This window comes from Nitrosomonas mobilis (assembly GCF_900103035.1).
Taxonomy (GTDB): Bacteria; Pseudomonadota; Gammaproteobacteria; order Burkholderiales; family Nitrosomonadaceae; genus Nitrosomonas; species Nitrosomonas mobilis.
In genome coordinates this window covers 1-18,160 of record NZ_FMWO01000029.1, presented here as the reverse complement: position 1 = coordinate 18,160, position 18,160 = coordinate 1, and the positions used below count along the sequence as shown (strand labels likewise).

General features: G+C 47.8%; 21 protein-coding genes. 12 read left to right on the top strand and 9 right to left on the bottom strand.

Annotated elements, in window-relative coordinates; all coding sequences use genetic code 11:
* Positions 1 to 16 precede the first annotated feature (16 nt).
* The 6 genes from NSMM_RS02265 (at position 17) to NSMM_RS15485 (ending at position 5,573) form a co-directional block, all read left to right on the top strand.
* Positions 17 to 322, top strand: a complete 306-nt coding sequence (locus NSMM_RS02265) for a P-II family nitrogen regulator (protein ID WP_218120977.1) — start codon at positions 17 to 19, stop codon at positions 320 to 322.
* A gap of 247 nt (positions 323 to 569) precedes the next feature.
* Complete coding sequence (gene leuS / locus NSMM_RS02260) at positions 570 to 3,170, top strand: leucine--tRNA ligase (RefSeq protein ID WP_090284205.1); 2,601 nt, start codon at positions 570 to 572, stop codon at positions 3,168 to 3,170.
* Positions 3,171 to 3,175: 5 nt separating this feature from the next.
* Complete coding sequence (locus NSMM_RS02255) at positions 3,176 to 3,697, top strand: LPS-assembly lipoprotein LptE (RefSeq protein WP_245654649.1); 522 nt, start codon at positions 3,176 to 3,178, stop codon at positions 3,695 to 3,697.
* Positions 3,698 to 3,706: 9 nt separating this feature from the next.
* Complete coding sequence (holA, locus tag NSMM_RS02250; protein WP_090284203.1) at positions 3,707 to 4,747, top strand: DNA polymerase III subunit delta; 1,041 nt, start codon at positions 3,707 to 3,709, stop codon at positions 4,745 to 4,747.
* Positions 4,748 to 4,754: 7 nt separating this feature from the next.
* Positions 4,755 to 5,177: an OsmC family protein gene (locus NSMM_RS02245; RefSeq protein ID WP_090284201.1), complete on the top strand. Its 423-nt coding sequence runs from the start codon at positions 4,755 to 4,757 to the stop codon at positions 5,175 to 5,177.
* A gap of 249 nt (positions 5,178 to 5,426) precedes the next feature.
* Positions 5,427 to 5,573: a hypothetical protein gene (locus NSMM_RS15485; protein WP_176753824.1), complete on the top strand. Its 147-nt coding sequence runs from the start codon at positions 5,427 to 5,429 to the stop codon at positions 5,571 to 5,573.
* 563 nt (positions 5,574 to 6,136) lie between these two features.
* Here the strand turns inward: NSMM_RS15485 and NSMM_RS02235 are convergent.
* Positions 6,137 to 6,961 (bottom strand): porin family protein, encoded by an 825-nt coding sequence (locus NSMM_RS02235; RefSeq protein WP_090284197.1) that lies wholly within the window; start codon positions 6,959 to 6,961, stop codon positions 6,137 to 6,139.
* Positions 6,962 to 7,105: 144 nt separating this feature from the next.
* Between NSMM_RS02235 and aat the strand changes: the two genes are divergently transcribed.
* The 6 genes from aat to NSMM_RS02205 are packed head-to-tail and all read left to right on the top strand — an operon-like array spanning position 7,106 to position 11,334.
* Positions 7,106 to 7,804 (top strand): leucyl/phenylalanyl-tRNA--protein transferase, encoded by a 699-nt coding sequence (gene aat / locus NSMM_RS02230; RefSeq protein WP_090284195.1) that lies wholly within the window; start codon positions 7,106 to 7,108, stop codon positions 7,802 to 7,804.
* Between the two features lie 18 nt (positions 7,805 to 7,822).
* Positions 7,823 to 8,545, top strand: coding sequence for an arginyltransferase (locus tag NSMM_RS02225; RefSeq protein ID WP_090284193.1), 723 nt, complete (start codon positions 7,823 to 7,825; stop codon positions 8,543 to 8,545).
* Positions 8,535 to 9,560 (top strand): quinone-dependent dihydroorotate dehydrogenase, encoded by a 1,026-nt coding sequence (locus tag NSMM_RS02220; RefSeq protein WP_090284191.1) that lies wholly within the window; start codon positions 8,535 to 8,537, stop codon positions 9,558 to 9,560. The genes NSMM_RS02225 and NSMM_RS02220 overlap by 11 nt, the downstream gene beginning before the upstream one ends.
* Positions 9,553 to 10,221 carry an RnfABCDGE type electron transport complex subunit B gene (locus NSMM_RS02215; RefSeq protein ID WP_090284189.1) on the top strand — a complete coding sequence of 223 codons (669 nt, stop codon included), beginning with the start codon at positions 9,553 to 9,555 and terminating at the stop codon, positions 10,219 to 10,221. The genes NSMM_RS02220 and NSMM_RS02215 overlap by 8 nt, the downstream gene beginning before the upstream one ends.
* Positions 10,222 to 10,238: 17 nt before the next feature.
* Positions 10,239 to 10,907, top strand: coding sequence for an endonuclease III (gene nth / locus NSMM_RS02210; RefSeq protein WP_090284187.1), 669 nt, complete (start codon positions 10,239 to 10,241; stop codon positions 10,905 to 10,907).
* On the top strand, positions 10,900 to 11,334 hold the full coding sequence (locus NSMM_RS02205) for a DUF1841 family protein (RefSeq protein ID WP_090284185.1): 435 nt from the start codon (positions 10,900 to 10,902) through the stop codon (positions 11,332 to 11,334). Before nth ends, NSMM_RS02205 begins: the two co-directional genes overlap by 8 nt.
* A gap of 12 nt (positions 11,335 to 11,346) precedes the next feature.
* Here NSMM_RS02205 and NSMM_RS02200 read toward each other — a convergent pair whose 3' ends face one another.
* The 8 genes from NSMM_RS02200 to NSMM_RS02165 form a co-directional block, all read right to left on the bottom strand.
* The gene (locus tag NSMM_RS02200) at positions 11,347 to 12,669 is read right to left on the bottom strand and encodes a hypothetical protein (protein ID WP_090284229.1); all 1,323 of its coding nucleotides are present in this window, start codon (positions 12,667 to 12,669) and stop codon (positions 11,347 to 11,349) included.
* Between the two features lie 198 nt (positions 12,670 to 12,867).
* The gene (locus NSMM_RS02195) at positions 12,868 to 13,359 is read right to left on the bottom strand and encodes a hypothetical protein (protein ID WP_090284183.1); all 492 of its coding nucleotides are present in this window, start codon (positions 13,357 to 13,359) and stop codon (positions 12,868 to 12,870) included.
* Between the two features lie 18 nt (positions 13,360 to 13,377).
* Complete coding sequence (locus NSMM_RS02190; protein ID WP_245654648.1) at positions 13,378 to 14,073, bottom strand: C39 family peptidase; 696 nt, start codon at positions 14,071 to 14,073, stop codon at positions 13,378 to 13,380.
* Positions 14,074 to 14,099: 26 nt separating this feature from the next.
* The gene (locus NSMM_RS02185; protein ID WP_218120975.1) at positions 14,100 to 14,450 is read right to left on the bottom strand and encodes a hypothetical protein; all 351 of its coding nucleotides are present in this window, start codon (positions 14,448 to 14,450) and stop codon (positions 14,100 to 14,102) included.
* 146 nt (positions 14,451 to 14,596) lie between these two features.
* Positions 14,597 to 15,838 carry a hypothetical protein gene (locus tag NSMM_RS02180; RefSeq protein ID WP_090284178.1) on the bottom strand — a complete coding sequence of 414 codons (1,242 nt, stop codon included), beginning with the start codon at positions 15,836 to 15,838 and terminating at the stop codon, positions 14,597 to 14,599.
* A gap of 44 nt (positions 15,839 to 15,882) precedes the next feature.
* Positions 15,883 to 17,139, bottom strand: coding sequence for a hypothetical protein (locus NSMM_RS02175; protein ID WP_090284176.1), 1,257 nt, complete (start codon positions 17,137 to 17,139; stop codon positions 15,883 to 15,885).
* A 131-nt stretch (positions 17,140 to 17,270) separates the two neighbouring features.
* Positions 17,271 to 17,504 carry a hypothetical protein gene (locus NSMM_RS15480; protein ID WP_090284173.1) on the bottom strand — a complete coding sequence of 78 codons (234 nt, stop codon included), beginning with the start codon at positions 17,502 to 17,504 and terminating at the stop codon, positions 17,271 to 17,273.
* A 24-nt stretch (positions 17,505 to 17,528) separates the two neighbouring features.
* Positions 17,529 to 18,160, bottom strand: a 632-nt coding sequence (locus tag NSMM_RS02165; protein WP_143001830.1) for an IS5 family transposase, incomplete at its 5' end; no start/stop codon positions are given.

Sequence of the window (18,160 nt, the reverse complement as noted above, 5' to 3'; positions counted from 1 at the left end):
ACAGATCGAGTAAGTTATGCATCTCAAATCAATCATCATTTTTTTGGATGATTGCAAAGCCGAGCGGGTAACAGAGGCCGCGCGCAAGGCTAGCGCTACATACAGGCACAACCATCATTTTCAGCGCACGTGGCGAAAGAATGAACAAAGTCGCGACTTTTCTGGACCTGTTTCTGGAAACTCAGTGGATATCATCGTGCCGCTGGTAGAAGAACATCTTTCCAGAACCATTATGGAAACAATTGCAGAAATAGGCCAGTTTGATGCGACAGCGGGCACAGGCATTGCTTTTCAAATAGATGTCGAAGATGCCGTGGGATAGCGCTTGCGCATACCTTTTCGACCGGTTTGGTTTGTCGCCGGCAGCAGTCGCCGATGATGGCGGGATTACCGGGGTAGTCAGCTATAACTGATATGGTGATTGAGGGCAGCTAAGTGAATAGTTGCAAGATACGCTCAAGCGATGAAATGCGGCATGACAAATAGTCTAGCTGCACGGCAACAGCATTCAGCGTATTCCTTTCAAGCTATAATACGCATTTGAAAGTTTCAACCAACACACCCATTCCATGCAAGAAAAATACCATCCGCAGGAAGTAGAGCAAGTCACGCAGCAATATTGGCAAGAAAAAGCTGTTTTTCAGGCTTCCGAAAAATCGGACAAGCCAAAGTTCTATTGCCTATCCATGTTTCCCTACCCTTCCGGCAAACTCCATATGGGGCATGTGCGCAATTACACCATTGGTGACGTGTTATCCCGCTATCGCCGAATGAAGGGTTATAACGTGCTGCAACCCATGGGCTGGGATGCCTTTGGCCTGCCGGCCGAAAATGCCGCCATCCAGCGCGGTGTGCCGCCTGCGCAGTGGACCTATGACAATATCGCTTACATGCGCAGCCAATTACAGAGTCTCGGATTCGGGATCGACTGGTCGCGCGAGATTGCAACCTGTCACCCGGACTATTATCGCTGGAATCAATGGTTGTTTCTGCGCATGCTGGAAAAAGGTATCGCTTATCAGAAAACCCAAGTCGTTAACTGGGATCCGGTAGATCAGACGGTGCTGGCGAATGAGCAGGTTATAGATGGGTGTGGCTGGCGCACGGGCGCCCTGGTAGAAAAACGGGAAATTCCAGGCTATTACCTGGCGATCACCCGCTACGCAGACGAGCTACTGGCCGACCTTGAAAAGCTTCCCGGCTGGCCGGAGCGGGTCCGGACCATGCAGGCCAACTGGATTGGCAAAAGTTACGGTGTGGACATCACTTTCCCGCCAGATATGGATTCTGGCATGCCACAGGCATTGAAAGTTTTCACAACCCGCGCAGACACCCTGATGGGCGCAACCTACGTGGCAGTTGCCGCGGAACATCCCGTCACTCTCCATGCTGCGCGGACCAATCCGCAACTTGCCACTTTTATCGAAACCTGTAAACAGGGAGCAACAATTGAGGCCGAACTGGCCACTCAGGAAAAAATGGGCATGGCAACCGGCTTGTTTGTCATACATCCATTGACAGGTGAGCGTTTGCCGGTATGGGTCGCCAATTATGTTCTGATGAGCTATGGTGAAGGTGCAGTCATGGCGGTACCCGCACATGATGAGCGTGATTTTGAATTTGCCAGTAGCTACGATCTGCCGATCAAGCCGGTAATCAGGCCACTGCAAGGTGAATTGAACCTGCCGCTGGCAGAGGCGTTTACTGAATACGGTGTCACCATCGCTTCCGGAGCATTTTCCAACTTGGAATCATCTGCTGCAATTGTTGCTGTTGCTGCTGCACTTGCTGAAAAAGGATTAGGTGAAAAAAGAGTTCGCTATCGCCTGCGTGACTGGGGAATTTCACGGCAACGTTACTGGGGTTGCCCGATTCCGTTGATTCATTGCGATCAATGCGGAGTCGTGCCTGTGCCGGATGATCAGCTGCCGGTAATCCTGCCTGAAGACCTGGTGCCGGATGGTTCTGGTAATCCACTGACGAAAACCGCGGCATTTTATGCATGTAACTGTCCGCGTTGCGGCAGCCCTGCCCGGCGTGAAACAGACACGATGGATACTTTTGTCGACTCCTCATGGTATTTTATCCGCTATGCATGCCCTGATCAGCACGGTGCAATGGTTGATCAGCGTGCCAACTACTGGTTGCCAGTCGATCAATATATTGGTGGTATCGAACACGCCATTCTGCACCTGCTGTACTCGCGCTTCTGGAGCAAAGTTATGCGTGACTTCGGCCTGGTAGCATTTGATGAGCCTTTTTCCAATTTGCTTACGCAAGGAATGGTGCTCAATGAGATTTTTCTCCGAAAATCTGAAAACGGGCGTATTGAATATTATGCACCTGCAGAAGTTGATGTAATCCAGAATGCGGATGGCAAAACTTACGTTCTCCGTGCGGATGCCGAGCCAGTAGAGTTTGGAGGCGTGGGCACGATGTCCAAATCGAAGAATAATGGCGTCGATCCGCAAGGTATTGTCGATCAGTATGGTGCGGATACCGCCAGATTATTCATGATGTTTGCCAGCCCGCCTACACAGACGCTGGAATGGTCAGATGCTGGTGTGGAAGGTGCCTTCCGCTTTCTCAAACGCCTGTGGCGGCAGGTCTATCTGCATGTGCAATCAGGTACAATCACACCAAAGAATATCTCCCTGCAGCAGCACTCACTTCCAGCCGGACTGAAATCATTGCGCTGTCAGCTGCACCAGACTATCGTCAAGGTAACGGATGATCTGGAGCGACGTCATACTTTTAATACTGCGATTGCTGCCGTGATGGAGCTGATCAACGAATTGGCAAAATTGCCCAAGAACGATCTGTCAGCACAATGCTTGATGCAGGAAGCACTGGAAGTTATTGTACTGTTGCTCTCACCGATCGTGCCACATATTTGTCATACGCTATGGCGAGAATTAAAGCCAGGCACGGAACTGCTCGATCAGCCATGGCCGCAAGTGGACGAACAGGCACTGGTACAGGACGAAATAATGCTGGTAGTGCAGGTCAATGGTAAACTGCGTGGTCGTATTCAGGTTGCAAAGGAAGCTGATCAAGCAGCCATTGAACGTGCTGCCATGGCGGATGAGCATATTCAAAAAATGATTTCCGGCCAATCTATCAAAAAAATGGTGATTGTCCCTGGCAAGCTGGTTAACATCGTAATTTAATCGATATGCCGCACTTACCGCTGTCTACGTTACCATCCATGCCGGCTCGTCTGCTGGTGATATCTTTGTTTGTCTATCTAACTGCTTGTGGCTTTCAGCTTCGCGGGCAATTGGCTGATCTGCCATATGAGCGAGTTTATGTGACAGCGCCGGTTGGATTAACGATTGGTGCAGACATGAAACGCGCGCTCAGGACACATACCCGGATAAAAGTAGTCTCAGATATTGAGAAAGCTGAAGTCGTGTTGCAAATTGTGCATGCCATCAACGAAAAAAGAATCTTGTCACTTTCTGCCGGTGGGCGGGTACGTGAATTTGAGCTTGGTTATCGTGTAGCCACCCGTCTGCTCGATCCAGCGGGAAATGAGCTGGCTACGCTGAGAGAGGTCCATTTAACACGTATTCTTCCCTTTCTGGATGCACAGGTGTTAGCCAAAGCAACAGAGGAAGAAATGTTGTATCGCGATATGCAACATGATGCAATACAGCAGATTCTTCGACAAGTATCGGCGATCAATCCCGGTTAAATCATTTCAATGAAGTTCTCTCCAGAGCAATTGAGTAATCAACTCAAGCAGGCGATTGCACCGCTTTACGTGCTGATGGCTGGTGAATTGCTGCCGGCCATGGAGGCGGCTGACGAGATCCGACTGCACGCGGAAAAACAAGGTTATATTGATCGAGAAATCATCTCGGTCGATCAGCATTTTGACTGGTCAGTACTACGCCAATGGGGACGTCAGTCTTCGCTGTTCGGTAACCGCCGCTTGCTCGATATCCGTATCCCGACCGGGAAACCTGGCAGAGAAGGCCGTACCGCTCTGGAAGCACTTAGTCAACGCTTGCCAGAGGAAGCAATCACCGTAATTTCACTTCCCTGGCTGGATCAGCAAAGCCAGAATAGCAAGTGGTTCAAGGCACTAGAGCAAGCAGGTCACCTCATCGTGATTCCGGCAATTAAGCGCGAGCAGCTTGCTGCCTGGATTGAAAAACGTCTGCATCGTCAGAATCAGAGCACTGACCGGGATACTCTGCAATTTTTCGCGGATAAGATCGAAGGCAATATTCTGGCCGCTCATCAGGAAATACAGAAACTGGCCTTGCTTTATCCACCAGGCAAGCTGACATTTGAACAGATCAAAACCGCCATCCTCGATGTGGCGCGCTACGATGTTACGCAACTGGCAGAAGCGATGATAAATGCTGATATTGCCCGCTTTGGCCATATTTTGTCGAGTTTGCAGGTAGAAGGCGTGGCCTCTCCCTATATTCTGGCCGTGCTATCAGAGGAGATCCGGTTGTTACTCAAGCTGCATACGGCGATCAGGATCGATCGAAATGTACCCCTTGCACAGATCATGAAAACACTGCGTATCTGGCCATCCAGACAAAAACTTATTGCTACTGCATTCAAGCGCATTAATCTAAATCTACTCATAGATGCGCTCCGTCAGGCAGCCAATATCGACCAAATCATCAAGGGGATGACAACAGGTGATGAATGGCAGGAACTCTTGAACTTAGGCGCCACGCTGGCTGCCACTGGTAAATATCACTCTTTAACTATGAAATTATAGAAAACCAATGAAAGCAAAAATTACCCTGCGCGAGGGCGTCAGTTTTCTAGGAGAAACTGATAGCGGTCATGCTGTATTGATGGATGGTGCACCAGGAGCAGGCGGAAAAAATTTGGGGCCGCGTCCGATGGAAATGATTTTGCTCGGGCTTGGCGGGTGTACGGCATTTGATGTTGTTCTGATTTTACGTAAAAGCCGCCAGATAATAACGGATTGTCAGGTAGCAATTGAAGCACAGCGCGCGATAACCGATCCCAAGGTTTTTACCCAGATCCACCTGCACTTTATTGTTACCGGAAAGGAGCTGAACCCAAAACAGGTTGAGCGTGCCATCAACCTTTCTGCAGAAAAGTATTGCTCTGCTTCAATGATGTTGAAGGACACAGTCAAGATAACGCACGATTACGAAATAGTTGTCAGCTCCATGTAAACGTACGTAGTTGTTCTTTTAAGATAGGTAGCACATAAAATTTACTGTTCGTGCTTTCTTTTGCAGAGCAATACTTTTATAATCTGTAATTGATGCCACCAATCGATTAGTTAAATTACTGGACAATCGGTTTTAATTCTGGTATCAATATTGAAGTCTTGCACAATATGAAGACTTGGTAATATCAGTATCACTTATAACAAGAACGATATCTGTAGTGTTTATTGAAATTAATCATAGGAGGTTAAAATGAGACTTTTGTTTATTTTCGCTGCTTTAATGGTCACTTTATCACTGACTGCCTGCATGGCTGAAAAACCTGCTCAATATCCGCCTAGCGCACTGATGGAACGTGATTCCATGCCGGACAAGGTTGATGAGGCTGAAAAAAAATGAGATTTAAAAAATGATGGTTCAATTTAAAACCGCCCCTGAGGGGCGGTTTTTTTTATGATGCGCTTTGCAGAATTTCAAGCAAGCGCTAATGCATCAGGTATTCTCCGAAATCAACTTGATGGCAGTTTAAAAATCAGTCAGAAAAATTTCCACTGCCGGTCAGTTCAATCAGATTGAGTTTCCTGTTCTCTTGGTTCAGGACAACGATGACAATACGATTTCTGCCAGCGAATCACAATCCTTGCAAGAAAAATTAAACCATCTGGGCAAGCCCGACGAACTTCTGTTTGCTAGCTTGCTGGATCACAGCGATCTGGCGACCAACCTCGAACAGTTTTCCAAACTCGACTTCTGGCACGCACCCTTGGCTCATTTTTTATACGCTCATAATGTGTGCATAAAAAAACACCTCACAAAACTGATCGTGAGGTGTAAAGGCTTCGTCACAAAATCTATATCAGACGCGCTGACTTTGTCCGAAACTTGAGGAGAGAAACATCACTACTCACAACGGGCAGATAGAAAAAATACCCCTAACTGCTTTTCCTGTGCCAGTCATTCAATTAAAAACCTATCCCCAGATAACCACCAGCCGTAAAGCCATCGACTTTAACGCCATCCAGTCGCCCAGAAGTTAAGTGGTAGCGGGCATCAATACCAAGAAATACAGATTTCCAAATGTTGTAATCAGCACCTGCAGCAAACATGACACCTGGCTGTAAAACCGTAATGGACTCAGTTGGTGGACTGACAACATGAATCGCCAAACCGGCCGGAATGATCCACGGCCGGAAACGACTACCTTCCATAAATTTAATCTTGGGTGAAGCTGTCAATGTGAACATATCCACAGTCACGCCGTTAGGGTTCAATGTGCCGCCTGCGAGCTGTGTCGGTGAATTCGCCAACGCACCACCCGCAACTTTTCCGAATTGCTTGTATTCAAACATCAACTCAGCAAATACACTGGTGCCAGGCATCAGGTCCCAAACATTATCGGTCAAGTTAAAATCAAATCCAGCGCCTATGTACCAGGCATTCCGGTCAGCCTGTTCTTGGGCACCAACCGGAGCAACGCTGCTCTGAATAGAAACGCCATTACGCAAATTGTTACTGCGCGCATATCCCCCCCGGAAAAAGAGCATATGCTTATGAGTAGCTGTGGATTGCTCCAACGCCTCCACTTTCTGCGAATCCTGCACCGCATTGGATTTGACGCGATCCAGTTCACCGCGTATCGTCTGGAGTTGCTGCTCCATAGTTCTGATTTGCTCTTCAAGTGCACGCGTCGTGCTGCCTTGCGCTATCACCTGCGAAGAAGATATGGTTAACAGTGCTGTGACTACTATGCCGGAAAGAATTATTTTTCTATTAAAATGTTGACTCACCTAACCCTCCTTTTTATTTATTAAGATTGGTTTGCTGCTTGACGGATAATATAGATTTTCCTTGCGTCACTATTTGATCAAGATCAAGGTATTGTTATTTTATTGTCATTTTTCTGGTCATTATCAGCTCCACCTTTCCTCACCATGATTCCTTTTCTGCTACCTCATTCCACCTTTCCGCCTCTGCAGCAGGCCTTGCAGGAACCAAACGGTCTGCTTGCGGCAGGCGGAGATTTATCCACCCGGCGATTGCTGGCTGCTTATAAAAAAGGAATTTTCCCGTGGTTCAATGCAGGGGAGCCAATTCTGTGGTGGAGTCCGGATCCACGCATGGCGCTGTTTCCTGCCGATATCAAGATTTCCCGTTCACTTCATAAGACCTTGAAACGGCATCGTTTTGCAGTTCGTGCTGACTCCGCTTTCAGTACGGTCATGCATGCCTGCGCAGCGCCCCGCGATGGGCAGGCCGGCACCTGGATTCACCCGGAAATGATTACCGCATACGAGAATCTGCATCAGCAGGGATTATGCCATTCGGTCGAAACCTGGCTAGGTGACGAACTGGTGGGAGGGCTATATGGTGTCGCTCTGGGAAGGATATTTTTTGGGGAATCGATGTTCTCCCGCATCAATGACGCTTCCAAGATTGCCCTGGTTTACCTGGCTAGACAGCTTCAACAGTGGGGTTTCGGTCTGATCGACTGCCAGATGAAAACACCCCACCTCGCCTCGATGGGCGCCATCGAGATCTCCAGACGGGAATTTACCAATCTGCTTGCTACCTGGGTTGAATTGCCTGATCGACAAGGACAGTGGAATTTTGACTATACTTACCGCGGATAACACACGGCAACAATCACTATGGATTTTCATCTTACCGAATATTATCCTTGCAGTTATCTGCCCGATAAATCTGCCCGGTCAAGAATCGCGGTCGCACACAACTCGCCTGAATCTCTTGTTTATGCACGCTTGATCAGGCAAGGGTACCGCCGAAGCGGCCATTTCATTTATCGGCCGGAATGTGATCGATGCCAGTCCTGTCTGCCGGTAAGAATACCGGTCGAGCAATTCTGTGCCAGCCGCACACAGCGCCGGGTATGGAAACAGCATCAGCATCTGCTGGCGGCTTGGCATCCGCTTCATTATAACCCGGCACATCTCGAGCTTTATCAGCGCTACCAGCATGCTCGCCATACCGGTGGTAGCATGGAAAACGACAGCCATGCACAATATTGTGACTTTCTACTGAAAAGTAACGTTGATTCATTCCTGATCACTTTTCATGAAAATGATCAACTGCGGATGATTAGCATCATTGATCAGGTGCCAGACGGGCTGTCGTCGGTTTATACTTTTTTTGATCCGTCTGTCGTCAATGCCAGCTACGGAACGTTTAATATCCTCTGGCAGATCGAGCAATGCCTCAGCAGGCATCTGCCCTATCTCTATCTGGGCTATTGGATCGCGGAGAATCGCAAAATGCGCTACAAGTCAAATTTCAAACCTTTGCAAGTTTTCACTGGCAATCAATGGCAAACAATGCACCTGACTGCCAGAGCAGACAATCCAGATGCTTTATAACCTGCTGCGCCCGCTCTTTTTTCTGCTGGACCCTGAAACAGCGCATACGGTAACGCTCCGCTCCCTCGATCTGCTCCGTCAGGTCAGACTAGCGGCCCGCCAGCCAGTTGCCTGTGAACCAACGACAGTAATGGGATTGACGTTTCCCAATCCAGTCGGGCTGGCAGCCGGGCTCGATAAAAATGGCGCTTATCTCGATGCACTTGCCACGCTGGATTTCGGTTTTATCGAAATCGGCACTGTCACGCCTCGCCCTCAGCCGGGCAACCCCAGGCCACGATTATTCCGGATTCCCGAGGCACAGGCGATTATCAATCGCATGGGATTCAATAACGCAGGGGTGGACAAACTGCTGATTAATGTTGCCAATGCCCGTTTTCAGGGAATATTAGGTATCAATATCGGGAAAAACGCCGACACGCCACTGGTAAATGCTGTCGATGATTACCTAATCTGTCTGCGCAAGGTTTACCACATTGCCAGTTACATCACGGTCAATATTTCATCACCCAACACCGCTGGGCTCAGACAACTGCAACAGGCGACGGAACTCGACAAGCTGTTGCAGCTGTTGAAAAATGAGCAAACTCGATTAACCGATCAACACAGCCGCTATACGCCACTGGTCATTAAAATTTCACCTGACCTAGAGTCGCCACAAATTGAACAAATTGCCCAATTGCTCATCAAGCATCGCATGGATGGTGTCATTGCGACCAATACCACCCTTTCTCGTGATGGCGTGGGGAACTTCCAGCACAACAGTGAAAGCGGTGGTTTAAGTGGCATGCCCCTTGCTACGCGTAGCAATACTGTCATTAAGCTGCTCGCAGGACATCTGCAGGGAGCCGTTCCCATCATTGGCGTCGGCGGCATCGTGCAACCTGCCGACGCACAAGCAAAAATCGCGGCAGGTGCAAGTCTCGTTCAGCTCTACTCCGGCTTGGTTTATCAGGGACCCAAGCTGGTAACCGAAACGGTCAGGACTCTTTGCGGGAAACCTATCCATGACTGATAAATCAGCACTCATCGAACAGATTGACGCAATCCTGCCACAAATTCATTGCGGCCAGTGTGGTTATGACGGTTGCCAACCCTATGCGGCTGCAATAGCCGATGGTCAGGCTGACATCAACCGGTGTCCTCCGGGCGAATATGCCGTGATTGAAAAACTTGCACAACTGCTTGGCCTTGCTCCCAAGCCACTTGATACGACTTACGGCCATCCCAAACCACGAGCAGTGGCCGTAATCGATGAAGCTCAATGTATCGGCTGCACATTCTGTCTGCGCGCCTGTCCGGTAGATGCCATCGTGGGGGCTGCCAAACTGATGCACACCGTCATTTCACAGGAATGTACCGGCTGCGAACGCTGTCTTGCGCCCTGCCCGATGGATTGTATCTACATGCAGACCGTATCGGAAACTGCTCCCACCGAGAGTCTGATTCAGAAAACAGCACGTGAGCAGCAAGCACGGCAGCGTTATCGACATAGAGAAAAGAGGCTTGCTCAGAATCGACAGAAAAAATCATCCAATCCAGAAATTAGTCTGAACCAGCAAACAACTGTTAGCAACATTCACCAGCAGCCGGACAGCAACATAAAACAGGCAACCATCGAGGCTGCGATAGCGCGCGCCCGCGCCAAACTTGCCACGCCAACCGGAAAAACCTAGCGGCATCTATTTCAGAAATGAACGCCACCAAACGTCAGCAAATCTTTATGCGCTTGCGGGAGACCAATCCTGCTCCCACGACAGAACTCGAATACCAGACTCATTTTCAATTGTTGGTTGCTGTTATTCTCTCTGCCCAGGCAACCGACAAAAGTGTTAATCTGGCAACCAGAAAACTTTTTGCAGTTGCTGACACCCCCGAGAAAATTTTGGCACTCGGTGAAAGCGCCCTGAGTAAATATATCCAGCGTATCGGACTGTATCGCACCAAAACCCGGAATATCCTTGCTACCTGCGCATTATTGCTGGAACGCTACTGTAGTGAGGTCCCACGTACCCGTGAAGCGCTGGAACAATTGCCGGGAGTGGGGAGAAAAACCGCCAATGTCATTTTGAATACGGCATTTGGCAAACCTACCATTGCGGTGGACACCCATATTTTCCGCGTGGCCAACCGTACCGGTCTGGCGCCAGGAAAGAGCGTACTGGCGGTTGAACAAAAACTGGTCAAGGTAGTGCCACGGGAATTTCGCCAGGATGCGCATCACTGGCTGATACTGCATGGCCGCTATATCTGCAAAGCGAGGAAACCTGCATGCAGTATTTGCCCAATTGTGGATTTATGTGAATTTAAGCAGAAAAATTTTCCAGAAAATACTGATCTTATTCCGAACCAGCATGTTTAACCCGACCAGAATAGAAGTTCGGCAATTTTTCTGTGATACCTGGCAAAAATATCAGCTCAGGGAAATTCTGTCCGACATGGAAACGATTACGCTCGAAGTTGTGCTGCAGCACCCCGAATACCATACCATCCTGGAAAAAAGTGAGCATTACCTGGAGCAGAATTATCCACCCGAGATGGGCACAACCAATCCTTTCTTGCACATGAGCATGCATGTTGCCATTCGCGAACAACTGGCGATTGATCAACCCATTGGCATTCGTGAGAAATTTTTACAACTTTGCAAATTAACGGGAGATGAACATACAGCAGCGCACCACACGATGGAGTGTCTTGCGGAAACGCTCTGGAAATCTCAACGCAACCAGAGCGCACCAGATGCCACTATCTATCTTGACTGCATGGATCGTTGGCTTCATAAAGGGTAATGGCGCACATCACTAGAATGTCATTGGTACTCTGAGATTCAGTCTTGCGTCTTGCGCGTTGTCTGTCGTTCCAATACCCACAGACAAATTGATGTTCGTTTTATTGCTATACCTGAACGAATAGCCCAGCAGGAATTGCCCGATATCCAGCGCACTCCCACCAATATTGCGACCACTGACTTTCGTATTAAAAAAATGCTGGTGCGAATACCCCAGATTGAAAGAAGTTCGATCATTGACTGTAAATCCCATCCCGAACGTCATCCCCACCCCATCACCGGCATCAATCTTGCCAATATCTTCCTTCGTACTCATTGTATAGGTATAGCTGAGACTTCCAAAGAAAACTGCCGGGGCAGTCGGGTAGAGTGCGGTTATGCTTGGCTGGAAGGTAAAGAAGCCCGACCCGGTTGGCACTTCCAGCGGAAAATTAAATAACAGCTCTCTATTGTCCCCGGTAGGATCAGGCACGATTACTTCAGTAGTCTTCAGCCTGAATGGGCTTTTTCCAGTTGGCACGGTTGCCAGCATATTTCCCACGAGGATTGGCCAACCACCGGAACCATTAGTTAGCTGATAGCGCGCCGCAAACTCTATATCTCCCAAATTATGCCCATCCGCATTAAAAGTTTGATCAACGGCCGCTCCAGTACTAATAGGCCGCGCGCGCTGAATGTCAGCACGATAGGAATAGGGCACCCTGGCTTCTACTTCCAGACGATTAGTTAATCCATAACGCAAACCCAGGCTGGCAAAGAAACTATGCCGTTTTACCTGGCGAATATCGGTCAGGCCAATCACAATCGCCGGCAAAAATGTAAATGCATCTATAAATACACGATTATTATCAGAAAATGCATAGCTTAAAGATGGCTCGAGGACATATTTCCCTTTTTTAGTTAATACGCCACCCACCGTCTCAGAGAGCCGGGGCATTTCGGGCGGTCTTTCTGGTTCCGTAGGTTTGGGTGGCGCTTGACCAACTGGGCCGGAGGGTGCCTGCGTGGCTGCAGTCTTAGGCTTGTTCTCCTTAGTACTGGTAGAAGGTGATTGTGATGCGGGTTGTCCAGATAGTTGCTCAAATTGCTTCTTTAGTCGCTCAAGCTCTTTCGTTTGTTCTCCAAGCGCCCGGCGTTGTTGCTCCAGTTTTTTTTCCTGCTCGATCAGAAGCTGCCTGTATTGCTCTAACGAATCCTGCTGATTGCTTACCTGTGCATAAGCCGTACCTACGAAAAGAAGGCAACTTATGAAAAAAAAGCTTTTTGTGATTCCCCAAAATGAGCACCCCGTACTAATCCTGCTTTTGCCGTTTTCATCATCGTAATATTTTTTCATGTTGGACCAGCAAAGTGAGATCAAGAAAGCTTGCCATACAGCCAGCATCATACGACCGCCATCTTCAAAAATAGCGATGATTATATGAACGGAGAAATACTCATTGACTTGAGTAGATTATTGAATTAAACAATATCTACGGCTCTATTCAAGAAAATAGAGTAATAAATTATTCCAAAAAGATGTAAGTAAGACTCATTACTGCAAAGTTGGCATGATCAAGTCACTGATGACAGCACCGGATTTTAAATCAAATTTTGGCAAATTACTAATTTCTATATTTAACTCATTAATACTTTTAACCACTTGGTCATCCAGATTATTTTGAATAACAGAACTCAGCACCGACCCGACTAAATCCTGCCCTAGGTTTCCGCTGCCGTTTTGTATCAATACGCCGTCTACCGGGAACTGTATAAACGAAGAAACCGCTTCAACTCCATTCAGAAAAATAAGCCTTTCCAGACTAATATTGACAACCATTCCATTGGGAAGTGTAAACCCCCCTCTCTGCTGAGATAATTCTTCGTCGGTTGCTTTTATCAAATGACTATATCGATCTACAAAAATATCTTTATCTAGCGCCACATCTGCCAATGCCTGATTAACCGCGCCAACATTTACCGCCAAAAACAGTAAAAATGCTATTGATCGCGCTTTTGAGTCTTTATATAAGTAATAAGCAGACATAACAAATATTCTCGATATTTAAAAATCTAAAGGAGCACCCACAACTTGCCCTCGTATTAATACATAATCCTCACTCAAACTCGCCCGACTCACTGCATCTTGCAAAGGCGGCAAGTGGGTATGCCATTCTTTTTGATTGCGAGAATCGTCTGTCTGGATACCCCCATTATCATGAATCATGAACAAAATACGCCCACCCCATATTTTTTCAAATTCATCACGAGGATAAATTTTTACACCCACCGCAGGATCACCAACCAGGATGTTTTGCCTGGTCACACCCTTGATAATCACAAAATGTAAATAGCCATTAAGATCAATAATCGTAATTGCCGGGCTATTGAACTCATACAACTTATTCAGGTTTATTTTAAATCCATCTGAACCATAGCCATGCCGCTCCAGATAATTTTTCATATCGAGCATTGAAAAACCCTGATCCTTGATTTTCTCCTGATCGCCATGCTCAAACATCTCTAAAAATACGCTTTTTTCGTTCACTACATCCCCATAGTGAAACGTCAGCAAACTAGCCAGCGCCGCTGAGCCGCAACTAAAATCAAATTCCTGCTTATAAACCGTATTAAATTTCATCTCGGCAAAACTCTTTGTCGAGATGTGGTAATTACCACCTCCAGCTATTCCATTCAGATCCAGCGCAACGAGATGGCCGCTCACCAACATCGTCATAGCGGGCAAAAGAAATTTATGCAAGAAGCTTTTCATCACAATGATCAGGACTAATTCATAATCGTTACATTCACAATGGTAGAATCCTGAATGACCACGTTGTTGCCCGTATTCTGAATAACAGAGAACATGCCATTCGCGCCAGTAAATGCGCTGGTATCAATTACATTCGTACCGGTAACGTTGTTAGTTGCCGTATTGTTCGTCAGTGTTGCCTTAACATTCATGGTGTTTAGAGTAGTTACATCCACCCCGCCCATTCCTCTGATTTCATCAAGCTCATCCAGAGACGCCACCATCTCTGCTGACGAAGCAATAATCATAGTCTTGTCTTCTTCCGACTGAATGGAAGAAGCACTAACGGTATAAACGGGTAATATCAGGGCGACAAGTATAAACATGTTACCTTTCAATATCGGCTCCATTTTGTTCTCCCGTATTCTTAATTGCGGTATTTAGCGAAAATCGCCGGCGAGAGAAATTCCCCCGCCGGCAACCCTTCATTAGCTAAAGCTCATGTAAAATATTGAACTATTAACAAACGAAATTACTGGTTAACATTCACGTTGCCTTGGAAAGACACTTGTTGCTGTGTCAAAGCATTGGCCGCGTGATTTTGTACAACTTGGTTGATGCCAGCCGCACCATTGAATGCAGTGCTAATGGTATTGTCAGCAGCATAAGCAGCGTCAGCTGAGCCTGAAGCCACTGATACACCGGACCCGACACCTTCACCTGTCACTGTACCGCTCAAGTCTGAGTTATTGACAGAGTAGGTAGCAGAAGCATTACCGGTTTGTGCTGCGGCAGATCCATCACCATTTGCTACAGTTTCGCTGTTGTCGCTGTTATTGGTGTTATCAACAGAAGCGGTACTACCATTATTAGCAGCAGCACTGGCAGAACTTGCATCTGCGGAACTGTTGTCGCTGTTATCACTGTTGTCCACTGTAGCAGTGCTACCGTTGTTGGCAGCGGCACTGGCTGTACTGGCATCAGCAGCACTGTTGTCGGAACGATCAGAGATAGCTGTACTATTATTATTAGCAGCTGCATCTACGCCAGTAGCAGAGCTGTTGTCACTATTATCGGTCGTCGTAGTGAGTTGGCTGTTGTCGCTGTTATTGCTATTGTTGCTATTGTCGCTATTGTCGCTGTTGTCGCTATTGTTGCTGTGATCATCAGTATTGGCAACTTGGCTGTTGTTGCTGTTGTCGCTGTTGTTGCTGTTGTCACTGTTGTTGCTGTGATCATCAGTATTGGCAACTTGACTGTTGTTGCTGTTGTCGCTGTTGTTGCTGTTGTCGCTGTTGTTGCTGTTGTCACTGTTGTTGCTGTGATCATCAGTATTGGCAACTTGACTGTTGTTGCTGTTGTCGCTGTTGTTGCTGTTGTCACTGTTGTTGCTGTGATCATCAGTATTGGCAACTTGGCTGTTGTTGCTGTTGTCGCTGTTGTTGCTGTTGTCACTGTTGTTGGTGTGATCATCAGTATTGGCAACTTGGCTGTTGTTGCTGTTGTCGCTGTTGTTGCTGTTGTCGCTGTTGTCGCTGTTGTCACTGTTGTTGGTGTGATCATCAGTATTGGCAACTTGGCTGTTATCAGTATTGTCATTTGCATTGGCATACTCATTTGCAGCAATACCGGCACTATTTTGATCACTGGTTGCGGTTGCAGTTTGATCATTGGCGGTTTCAGCTGTATTGGTCGGGTTTGCCCAGACATTACCAGCAACGCCAAATGCAAGTACCATGCTCGCCACAAGAATTTTTTTATTGAATTGATTCATGTTGTTTCTCCTTGATTAAATATTTATCAATATGCCTAGCTGGTTTATTGAGTGCCGCCAGCATTAACATTTACGTTGCCTTGAAACGACACTTGCTGCTGTGTCAACGCATTGGCACCGTGATTCTGCACAACCTGGTTAATACCAGCTGCGCCATTAAACGATTCCGAAATGGAATTGCTGGCTGTCAACGTAGCAGCGCCGCCGTTATCACCAGAAGTAACAACTGAACCAACACCAGCACCCGTCACCGTACCGCTAAGTGCAGAGTTATTGACTGAATAAGTAGCGGTTGCATCACCATTTTGAGCTGCTGCAGATCCGGTACCGGCTGCTGTCGTGTTGCTGTTGTCAGCATTATTAGTGTTATCTACAGTTGCGGTGCTTTCGTTATTCGCTGATGCCGAATTACCAGAAGCACTTGCGGCACTGTTGTCACTGTTATCGCTATTGTCAGTAGACGCTGTACTTTCATTATTGGCTGATGCCGAGCTATCAGAAGCCGTTGCAGCACTGTTGTCGGAACGATCAGAGGTAGCTGTACTATTATTATTTGCAGCTGCATCTGTAGCATTTGCCGAACTGTTGTCGCTGTTGTTATCAGTAGTATTCACCACACTGTTGTTGCTGTTGTCGCTATTGTCGCTGTTGTTGCTGTTGTCGCTGTTGTTGCTGTTGTCGCTGTTGTTATCAACAGTGGTCAGCACGCTGTTGTCACTGTTGTTGCTGTTGTCACTGTTGTTGCTGTTGTCACTGTTGTTATCAGCAGTGGTCAGCACGCTGTTGTCAGCGTTATTGCTATTGTCACTGTTGTTGCTGTTGTCACTGTTGTTGCTGTTGTCACTGTTGTTATCAACAGTGGTCAGCACGCTGTTGTCACTGTTGTTGCTGTTGTCACTGTTGTTGCTGTTGTCACTGTTGTTATCAGCAGTCGTCAGCACGCTGTTGTCAGCGTTATTGCTATTGTCACTGTTGTTGCTGTTGTCACTGTTGTTATCAGCAGTCGTCAGCACGCTGTTGTCAGCGTTATTGCTATTGTCACTATTGTTACTGTTATCACTGTTGTTGCTGTTGTCGCTGTTGTTATCAGTCGTTGTCGTCTGGCTGTTATTGGTGTTATCAGTAGCATTTGCAAACTCATTCGCTGCGATACCTGCGCCACCTTGGTTACTCTCAGCAGTTGCAGCTTGGTTACCAGTAACGTCAGTCGCCGTGTTAGTCGGATTTGCCCAGGCACTGCTTGCAGCACCAAAAGCAAGCACAAGACTTGCCACCAGGACTTTCTGTTTGAATTGGTTCATTTTTAATTCCTCTTGAAAATTATAGATTTCAAAATACCGGGTTATAACCCAACCATCTGAATTACAGTCAGACTATGAACATTGTCCCGCTGCAGCAAACAAAAAGGAATAAGCAGATTATTTATTTGAACCTAAAGAAATTCTTTAAACTGACTGCTTGGAAACTTGTACTGGTCAATGTATCGATAGTTGCAATGAAAGTGATCATGCAGGGTTAGACTGACGGGCACCTCGAATAACCCGAGGTTTTCAGTAAATCCTGCCGCAAAATGATGACCGCGGCCGAATTCGGTTCGATTTCCATGACAAATCGCCGCTTTTCCTGGCGATGTCGCGCCGTTTTTACCTCGAATCGCCCAGGACATTGGCGATTAGGCCCATTTCGGGTGTCACAAGGCCCTGATTCCTGTCTCTTCGAAGTAGACCAGTCGCTTCAGGTTGTAGCAGGCTGCCACCATCGTCATCGCAAAGTTGGCCCGCGCCTGACCGATAGTGCGCAGCAACTTGCCGCCCATCTGCTCGATAGCGCCGAACACGTGCTCGACTCGTGCGCGCGTCTTGGCAATACGTTTGTTGCGTCGCTGCTGGCACTCGGACAGCAGCTTGTTGCGCTTGCCCTTCCGCTGAATCTGGTTTCGGAAACCGTTCTCCTTGAGCCAGGCTTCGCGCTCCTCCGACGGGTAGCCTCGATCGGCATAGACATCACGACTCGTGTTGCTCGTGTCAAAAACGTTGTCAAAGTGCTGGCTATCGTGCGTGGAGGCGGTATCGGTCTCAATCCGGCGGATGATCTTGTGCTTCTTGTCGATACTGATTGACAGCTTGTAGCCGAAGTGGCTCTTGCCGTGTTTCTTCGTCCAGGTCGCGTCGGTGTCCTTCTGGCGCCGCTTCGCCGGCTTCCAGTCGGCGGGCATCGCGCCTTGCTTGATGAGTCCTTTCTCGCCTCGGCTGTTGTGCTGCCTGGGCGCCGGCACCAGCGTGGCGTCGATGATCTGACCGCCACGCGCGATGAATCCATGTT

Bases quoted from the DNA above. Each gene is read 5' to 3' on its own strand.
- NSMM_RS02265 (WP_218120977.1), top strand. From the start codon at position 17: ATGCATCTCAAATCAATCATCATTTTTTTGGATGATTGCAAAGCCGAG.
- leuS (WP_090284205.1), top strand. From the start codon at position 570: ATGCAAGAAAAATACCATCCGCAGGAAGTAGAGCAAGTCACGCAGCAA.
- NSMM_RS02255 (WP_245654649.1), top strand. From the start codon at position 3,176: ATGCCGCACTTACCGCTGTCTACGTTACCATCCATGCCGGCTCGTCTG.
- holA (WP_090284203.1), top strand. From the start codon at position 3,707: ATGAAGTTCTCTCCAGAGCAATTGAGTAATCAACTCAAGCAGGCGATT.
- NSMM_RS02245 (WP_090284201.1), top strand. From the start codon at position 4,755: ATGAAAGCAAAAATTACCCTGCGCGAGGGCGTCAGTTTTCTAGGAGAA.
- NSMM_RS15485 (WP_176753824.1), top strand. From the start codon at position 5,427: ATGAGACTTTTGTTTATTTTCGCTGCTTTAATGGTCACTTTATCACTG.
- aat (WP_090284195.1), top strand. From the start codon at position 7,106: ATGATTCCTTTTCTGCTACCTCATTCCACCTTTCCGCCTCTGCAGCAG.
- NSMM_RS02225 (WP_090284193.1), top strand. From the start codon at position 7,823: ATGGATTTTCATCTTACCGAATATTATCCTTGCAGTTATCTGCCCGAT.
- NSMM_RS02220 (WP_090284191.1), top strand. From the start codon at position 8,535: ATGCTTTATAACCTGCTGCGCCCGCTCTTTTTTCTGCTGGACCCTGAA.
- NSMM_RS02215 (WP_090284189.1), top strand. From the start codon at position 9,553: ATGACTGATAAATCAGCACTCATCGAACAGATTGACGCAATCCTGCCA.
- nth (WP_090284187.1), top strand. From the start codon at position 10,239: ATGAACGCCACCAAACGTCAGCAAATCTTTATGCGCTTGCGGGAGACC.
- NSMM_RS02205 (WP_090284185.1), top strand. From the start codon at position 10,900: ATGTTTAACCCGACCAGAATAGAAGTTCGGCAATTTTTCTGTGATACC.
- NSMM_RS02200 (WP_090284229.1), bottom strand. From the start codon at position 12,669: ATGAAAAAATATTACGATGATGAAAACGGCAAAAGCAGGATTAGTACG.
- NSMM_RS02195 (WP_090284183.1), bottom strand. From the start codon at position 13,359: ATGTCTGCTTATTACTTATATAAAGACTCAAAAGCGCGATCAATAGCA.
- NSMM_RS02185 (WP_218120975.1), bottom strand. From the start codon at position 14,450: ATGTTTATACTTGTCGCCCTGATATTACCCGTTTATACCGTTAGTGCT.
- NSMM_RS02180 (WP_090284178.1), bottom strand. From the start codon at position 15,838: ATGAATCAATTCAATAAAAAAATTCTTGTGGCGAGCATGGTACTTGCA.
- NSMM_RS02175 (WP_090284176.1), bottom strand. From the start codon at position 17,139: ATGAACCAATTCAAACAGAAAGTCCTGGTGGCAAGTCTTGTGCTTGCT.
- NSMM_RS15480 (WP_090284173.1), bottom strand. From the start codon at position 17,504: ATGTCCTGGGCGATTCGAGGTAAAAACGGCGCGACATCGCCAGGAAAA.